This window comes from Psychrobacter immobilis (genome assembly GCF_904846285.1).
Taxonomy (GTDB): Bacteria; Pseudomonadota; Gammaproteobacteria; order Pseudomonadales; family Moraxellaceae; genus Psychrobacter; species Psychrobacter immobilis_D.
Map to the genome: position 1 here is coordinate 1 of NZ_CAJHAD010000075.1, position 608 is coordinate 608.

Consider the following 608-nt stretch of genomic DNA (forward strand, 5'->3'; position numbering starts at 1 on the left):
AGACATTGCCACTATCACCTCTGTCAGCATTGGCAAGATACTAAGCACCATAGGCTCATCGATCTATAAGACCTCACCAAAGCAGCATTACTACTCGCGTTTAGAAGTTGATGAGTTCTGGACATACGTACGTTGCAAGAAGCAGAAGGTATGGTTAATCTACGCCTATGACCGTGATACTGGTGAGATTGTTGCCCATGTTTGGGGTAAACGTGATTTAGCCACGGCCAGAAAGCTTCGAGCTCGTCTTAAGAAACTTAAGGTGAGCTATGGTTCAATCAGCATGGACAACTGGGATAGCTTTAAAACTGCCTTCAAGGCAGACCCTAAGCAGATTGGTAAAAGATATACTGTTGGCATAGAAGGTAATAATTGCCGTTTAAGACACCGATTGAGGCGAGCAGTTAGAAAGACTTGTGCTTTTTCTAAGAAACTCGACAATCACTTTAAAACGTTCAATATGCTGTTCTTTTATATCAATTATGGTTATGTCTAATGCCAGCATACTTTTTGAAACACCACCAAAATCTAATTATTCACAGGATACTCCTATGTCAAATTTACACAGCAGCGCAATGACGTCACCCATATCGATGGCAATCTACATC

General features: G+C 41.3%; 1 protein-coding gene. It reads left to right on the forward strand.

The genetic code is table 11. The annotated features are described in order from the left end of the window. Positions 1 to 496, forward strand: a 496-nt coding sequence (locus JMX13_RS13625) for an IS1 family transposase (RefSeq protein ID WP_201613359.1), incomplete at its 5' end; no start/stop codon positions are given. Positions 497 to 608: the final 112 nt, after the last annotated feature.